The organism is Streptomyces sp. 150FB, from assembly GCF_000818195.1.
GTDB lineage: Bacteria > Actinomycetota > Actinomycetes > Streptomycetales > Streptomycetaceae > Streptomyces.
The window spans coordinates 4,371,936-4,378,015 of sequence record NZ_JTHL01000001.1; the positions used below are offsets into that span (position 1 = coordinate 4,371,936).

5 protein-coding genes are annotated in these 6,080 nt (G+C 72.2%); all 5 read right to left on the bottom strand.

Going from position 1 to position 6,080, the window contains the following annotated elements; all coding sequences use genetic code 11:
* Positions 1-12: 12 nt before the first annotated feature.
* Positions 13-924, bottom strand: coding sequence for an SDR family oxidoreductase (locus tag QR77_RS18630; RefSeq protein ID WP_040023040.1), 912 nt, complete (start codon positions 922-924; stop codon positions 13-15).
* Between the two features lie 241 nt (positions 925-1,165).
* Positions 1,166-2,395: a beta-ketoacyl-[acyl-carrier-protein] synthase family protein gene (locus QR77_RS18635; protein ID WP_040023041.1), complete on the bottom strand. Its 1,230-nt coding sequence runs from the start codon at positions 2,393-2,395 to the stop codon at positions 1,166-1,168.
* Positions 2,392-2,643, bottom strand: a complete 252-nt coding sequence (locus QR77_RS18640) for an acyl carrier protein (RefSeq protein WP_040023043.1) — start codon at positions 2,641-2,643, stop codon at positions 2,392-2,394. Before QR77_RS18640 ends, QR77_RS18635 begins: the two co-directional genes overlap by 4 nt.
* Positions 2,644-2,688: 45 nt before the next feature.
* Positions 2,689-4,578, bottom strand: coding sequence for an acyl-CoA dehydrogenase (locus QR77_RS18645; RefSeq protein ID WP_173476440.1), 1,890 nt, complete (start codon positions 4,576-4,578; stop codon positions 2,689-2,691).
* A gap of 106 nt (positions 4,579-4,684) precedes the next feature.
* A complete protein-coding gene (locus QR77_RS18650; protein ID WP_040023045.1) occupies positions 4,685-5,908 on the bottom strand; it encodes a beta-ketoacyl-[acyl-carrier-protein] synthase family protein in 1,224 nt (407 codons plus the stop codon).
* Between the last annotated feature and the right edge of the window lie 172 nt (positions 5,909-6,080).

The window sequence follows — 6,080 nt, forward strand, 5'->3', positions numbered from 1 at the left end:
AACCCGCCCCCGTCAGCTCCATTCGCGTACGGAAGGCCGCTCCGGCGGGCGACGCCGATGCAGGGTGTCCGCCGCACCGCCCGCCCCCAGCAAGGTCGTCGGGGTCGCCGCCGCCCGGCCCTCCAGCTCCCGCATCCGGCGCGTCGCGTGCCGGGACACGACCACCGGCAGGAAGGCCCGCACCAACTGGGCCGCGTGCAGCCAGTGTTGCCCGTACACATGACGCGCCCTGCGCTCGATCCCGTCCGCGAGACGGTCCACGGCCGGGACCAGCGCGCAGGTGTTCCTGGCCGGCCAGGGCATCGTGGTGCGCAGCTCACGCAGCGCGTCGTCGCGCGCCGCACCCCTGGCCATGTCCGTGTCCGTCCAGCTCAGATAGCCGACCCCCACGCGTACGCCGTGGTGGGCGACCTCCGCCTGCAACGCGTGCGCGAAGGACTCGACGCCGGTCTTCGACGCGCAGTACGCGGTCATCAGCGGCGTCGGGGCGAGGGCGGCGAGCGAGGCGATCTGCAGGTAGTAGCCACGGGAGTTGAGCAGCGCGGGGAGGAAGGCGCGCGCGGTGATCGCGCTGCCGATGAGGTTGACCTCGATGACCCGCCGCCACGCACCGGGGTCCGAGTGCCGGAAGGGACCGCCCGCCGCGACGCCCGCGTTGGCGACGACGATGTCGACCGTACCGAAGCGGTCCTCGACGGCCCGTGCCGTACGGAGCATCGCGTCGACGTCGGTGACATCCGCGAGCCACTGCTCGGACTCACCGGGCAACGAGGCGGCCACATAGCGGAGTTCGTCCTCCTCCAGGCCGACGAGGGCGAGGGTGGCGCCGCGCTCGGAGAGTGCGCGGGCGAGTTGCGCGCCGACGCCACGGGCGGCGCCCGTGATGACGGCGGTACGTCCCCGGAGCGGCATGTGCCTGCTCATGGGTGAGGCCTCCAGGAAATATGAAATGCGAAGAGTGAAGAGAGTAAAGAGAGCGGAGAGCGCGAGAAGGGAGAAGCGGAGAGCGAGGAGTGAGAGGTGAGGCGGAGAAAGGCTGGTGGGAGAAGCCGGTGGGACAGGTGATGCCCCTGGTGAGGGTGGCCAGGGGCATCGAATCCGTACGCACAACAAAGGCGACAGCAACAAGCAGAACCAGCAGAATCAGCAGCAGCAGCACGTGCGACTAGGCCCGTTGCAAGGCCACCACCGCGTTGTGTCCGCCGAAGCCGAACGAATGGCTGACCGCCCGGTCGATCCGCAGCCGCATCGGCTGCTTGGTGACGCAGTCGATGTCGAACTCCACCGCTGGTGCGTCCAGGTTCGCGATGGGTGGTACGACACCGTACTGGAGCGTGAGCACGGTCAGGCCTGCCTCGATCGCACCCGCCGCCCCCATGCAGTGCCCCAGTACGCCCTTCGGAGCTGTGACCGGCGGCCTGCGCGGGTACGCACGGCTGATCAGCGCGGCTTCGGTGGCGTCGTTCAGAGGAGTGGACGTGCCGTGCGCGTTGACGTGTTCGACGTCGTACGCGCTCCAGCCCGCGTCGCGCAGCGCGGCCTCGACCGCGCGCTGGGCGACGGCGCCCGAGGGATGTGGGCTCGTGGGGTGATGAGCATCGGTGGTGGCGCCGGCGCCCGCCAGCAGCGCACGCGGCGCCGCTCCGCGCGCCCGTGCGTCCTTCTCGCGCTCCAGCACCATGATCGCGGCGCCCTCCCCCATCACAAGTCCCGCGCGGTCGGCGGCGAAGGGCCTGCACAGCAGAGCCGGGTCGTCGCCGGGCTCCGCCATGGCGGCGGCTCCCGAGCGGGCGAGCCCGGTCATGGCGACGGGGAAGATGATCGACTCGGTCGCCCCGGCGACCGCGATGTCGCACTGCCCGGTGGCCAGCAGGTCGCGCGCCACGGACAGCGCGGTGACCCCCGACGAACAGGCGGTGCACGGCGCCATGCTGGGGCCTGTGGCGTGCATCTTGATGGCGATCTCGGCGGCGGGCATGTTCGGGATGGTGAGCAGGATGCCCGACGGCGAGGTGGACTCGGCGCCGCGACGGTCGAGCGCCACGGCCTGTTCCGTCAGGCTCGCCGACCCGCCGCTGCTGGTGCCGACGACGACGGCGACCCGGGTGCCGTCCCAGGTCGCCGGGTCGAGACCGGCGTCGGCGACCGCCTCACGGGCGGCGAGGAGCGCGAACTTGACGTAACGGCCCATCCGGAAGGCCGTACGTCCGCCGACAGCGGCGTCCAGGTCGATACCGCTGACCGGACACGCGAAGTCGACGGGACAGCCGTGCAGTTCGGGGACGGTACGGGCGGCGGACACGCCGGCGCACACCCCGTCCCAGGTGGATTCGGTGTCGTTCCCGGCCGGGGTGATCATGCCGAGACCGGTGACTGCGATGGCGGGCCGGATCATCGGGGAACGCCCACCACAGCTTGGTTCTCGTAGAGGAACGCGGTGATGCCGGCGAGGGAGGCGCCCTTGAGGAGCCCCTCCGCGTCGGTGTCGATCCCCAGCGTCTCCCTGATGATGACGGCGAACTCGGCGACGGCGAGGGAGTCCATTTCCAGGCTGTCCATCGTGGCGTCCGGGCTGATGTCTGCTACGGGCACCTTGAAGGTCTCGATGAGTACCTCGGTGATCTTGGGGTGGATAGTGGTCATGGCATGTCCTTTCGAGGGGTTCCGTCCAGTACGGGGTACTGGGGTTCAGGGTGTGGACACCGGAGGCCCGTGCCGACCCGGTTCGAGCGGCTCGTCCGCCTCGCCGGTCGTCTCGCCGTGGGCCCCGCCGTACGCGTCCGCGTACCCCGCCCCGGCGATGGGCAGGTCGGCCAGCAGCTCCTCCGGCAGGGCGAAGGCCTCGACGAGCATCGGCGCCTCGGGGGCCAGCCCGGCGATGAGCCGCTCGACGGTCTCGGGCAGTTCGTCGACCTGGCTGGGCGTCAGCAGGTCACCGGCGAGCAGGTCACCGCTGTTGCGGTCGATCCACCGCAGGGCGAAGAGCAGGTGGAGGTCGCGCAGTACGTCATGGGCCGCCGATCCGCGCTCCTGCGCGTCCACCGCCGCCGCGTACGCCTCGCCCGCCCTGCGGTACGCGTGCGCCTCGACGGCGCGCAGCCCAGCGCCGGAAGCGGCGTTCCAGCGGGCCAGCGGGTCGCCGTGCGGGGTCCGGCTCATGCCGGCGCGGGCGCGCTCCAGCCACACGTCCTCGACGGCGGCGAGGAGTTCGCCGAGGAAGCGCGGGTCACCGAGGTCGCCCGGCGCGGCGGTGGCCTGCGGCTCCTCGCCGTCGCGCGCCGGTAAGGCGGCGGCGAACAGCATCTCGGCCGCCGCCTTGGCGTGGATCGCGACATTGTCGCCCTCGGCGGTGATCACGCCTTCGATACCGGCGATCAACTCGCTGATGCCGTTGTCCTCCAGCAGTCCCTGCGCCCCGCAGCGCTCCCGGCACTCCACGATGACCTCGCGGGCCCGCCAGGTGATCCACCCCTTGGTGACGGCGACGAAACGCTCGGCCTCGTCCTTGGTCGCCTCGGTGCGCCCCTCCCAGGTGTCGAGCGCCTCCCGGTGCAGCAGGCTCATCGCGAAGACCGTCGCCAGGGCCTCGACCAGCGGCCCGTGGTGGGTGCGGTGCGCGAACACCGGTACCCGCTCGGCGCCCCGGGAGCCGGAGATCAGGCGGTGCCCGCCGTACCGTACGGCGAGCGCCAGCGTCAGCCGCGCCGAGCCGACGGCGCACGCGCTCATCGACAGCTTGCCGATGGTGACGCGGCCGATCGAGGCCAGGAAGCGCCGCCTCCGGTTGGGGTGTTCGCTGCTGAACGTCCCGTCGCCGTCGAGCCGCCCCTGCTCACCGCCGAGCAGCGCCTCGCGCCCGACGAACAGGTCGTCGAACGAGGTCAGGCAGTGGTCGACCGGGCTGCCCATCCGGGCGGGCAGCCGCCGTACGCGTACGCCGGGCAGCGCCCGGTCCGCGTCGGTCAGCGGCGCCAGGAACAGGAAGACGCCGTGGTCCGCGCCGTCCACGAGCAGCCGGGCGGCCACCAGTCCGGTCTTGGGGCCGCCGGTGGGGCTGGTGTTGGGCATGAACTTCCGGGCGCCGGCGTGCGGGGTGCGCAGGACGAATCCGTCGCGGTCGCCGTCGTAGGTCGCTGTCGTCTCGACGGCCACCGCGTCGTTGCCGTGTGCGACCTCCGTACAGAGGAACGTACCGACGCCGCGCAGCGTCAGGAACTCCGACAGGTCACGGCCGCTGTCCGCCGAATGGTCCAGCAGGCTGCCGAGGAAGAGGTTGTAGTGGATGCCGGCGACGGTCGTGAAGGCCGGGTCCACCGGACCCAGCCATTCGTGCAGCGCGACGAGCCCGCGCGCGTCGGCGACCAGGCTCTCCGGGCTCCGCAGCGAGTCGTTGACGGTACGGAGCCTGTCGTACGCCGTCGACAACCGCTCGGCGGAGGTCGCGCCGGGACAGCGGCGGAACGGTTCTGCGGCCGCAATTCGGCGCCACGGACCGTGCTCCCGGTCAAAATTCTCCCCGAACAGCACACGCCTCAGCCGGTCCGCCGTGGAGTCCACGGCATCGCTGTCGTTGATCATTACGGTCACGCGAGAAGAACGATCGGCGGAAATCGAAGAAACGACTCTTCCGCACTAAAAACCACCGATCATCCGTTCGGCCGCACACCCTTTCCTCACTGGTCGATCAGGCGCGTCGGAACGCCAACGCCACGTTGTGTCCACCGAACCCGAACGAGTGACTCACCACCGTCTCCACCTGCTGCGCTCTCGGCTCCTTGACGACGCAGTCGAGGTCGAACTCCAGTGCGGGCGCGTCGAGGTTGGCGATCGGCGGAATGACGCCGTACTGGAGCGTGAGCACGCCCGCCACCGCCTCGATGGCACCGGCGGCTGCGAGCGTGTGCCCGAGCGCGCCCTTCGGCGCCGTGACCGGCGGCCGGTGCGGATAGACGCGGTCGATCAGCACGCCCTCCATGGCGTCGTTGAGCGGGGTGGACGTGCCGTGCGCGTTGACGTGCCCGACGTCCTCCGCGCTCCAGCCCGCGTCCCGCAGCGCCGCCTCGATCGCCGCCTGCGCGCCCAGGCCCTCGGGCTGCGGGGCCGTCGGGTGGTACGCGTCGGTGCTGGAGCCGGCCCCGGCGAGCAGCGCGCGCGGCACGCGGCCCCTGGCGCGCGCCTCGGCCTCCCTCTCCAGTACGAGCATCGCCGCGCCCTCGCCGAGGACGAAGCCGTCCCGGTCGCCCGCGAACGGCCGCGAGGCGGCGCCCGGGTCGTCCGTACGGCGCGACAGCGCGCCCATCCGCGCGAAAGCCGTCATCACGAGCGGTGTCAGCACCGATTCGGCGCCTCCGGCCACCACCACGTCGCACTGCCCCGTGGCCAGCAGGTCCTTCGCGACGGCGATCGCGGTCGCCCCCGACGCGCAGGCGGTCGCCGGGGCCAGGCTGGGGCCCTTGGCCCTGAGCGCGATGGCGACCTCGCCGGCCGCCGCGTTCGGAATCATCATCGGCACGAGCAGCGGGGACACCGCCTGCGGCCCGTCGGCGTCCAGCTTCCGCGCGTTGTCGATCAGTACGGAGACCCCGCCCACGCCGACGCCGAGCACCACGCCGACCCGGCCGCCGTCCCACGTGAGCGGGTCGAGTCCGGCGTCGGCGACGGCCTGCCTGGCGGCGATCAGCGCGAGCTTCGCGAACCGGGCCATCCGCCACACGGACCGCCCGCCGATCACGGCGTCGACGTCGATCCCCTCGACGGCGCAGGCGAAGTCCACGGGGGTACCGCTGAGTTCGGGCAGCGTACGGGCGAAGGACCGCCCGCCGCACAGGCCGTCCCAGAACGCCCGCACATCGGGCCCGGCGGGGGTGAGGGCCCCCACCCCGGTCACAGCGACCGTCATCTCCGTCATGATCCGTTTCCTCTCACCATGGGCCACGGCCCGAGATTCGTCAGCAGCCCGGCGCCACGGGCATGGGCATGGGCGGTGGCAGGCGTACGGGGACCGGCACCCGTACAGGGACCGGCACCGGTACGGGCGCGGGCTCCGGCGGCGGCGGGGGCGGGCGCCGGGTCGGCCGGCG

Excerpts from the sequence above, each read along its gene's own strand:
- QR77_RS18635 (WP_040023041.1), bottom strand. The coding sequence starts at position 2,395 with ATGATCCGGCCCGCCATCGCAGTCACCGGTCTCGGCATGATCACCCCG.
- QR77_RS18645 (WP_173476440.1), bottom strand. The coding sequence starts at position 4,578 with ATGATCAACGACAGCGATGCCGTGGACTCCACGGCGGACCGGCTGAGG.
- QR77_RS18640 (WP_040023043.1), bottom strand. The coding sequence starts at position 2,643 with ATGACCACTATCCACCCCAAGATCACCGAGGTACTCATCGAGACCTTC.
- QR77_RS18630 (WP_040023040.1), bottom strand. The coding sequence starts at position 924 with ATGAGCAGGCACATGCCGCTCCGGGGACGTACCGCCGTCATCACGGGC.
- QR77_RS18650 (WP_040023045.1), bottom strand. The coding sequence starts at position 5,908 with ATGACGGAGATGACGGTCGCTGTGACCGGGGTGGGGGCCCTCACCCCC.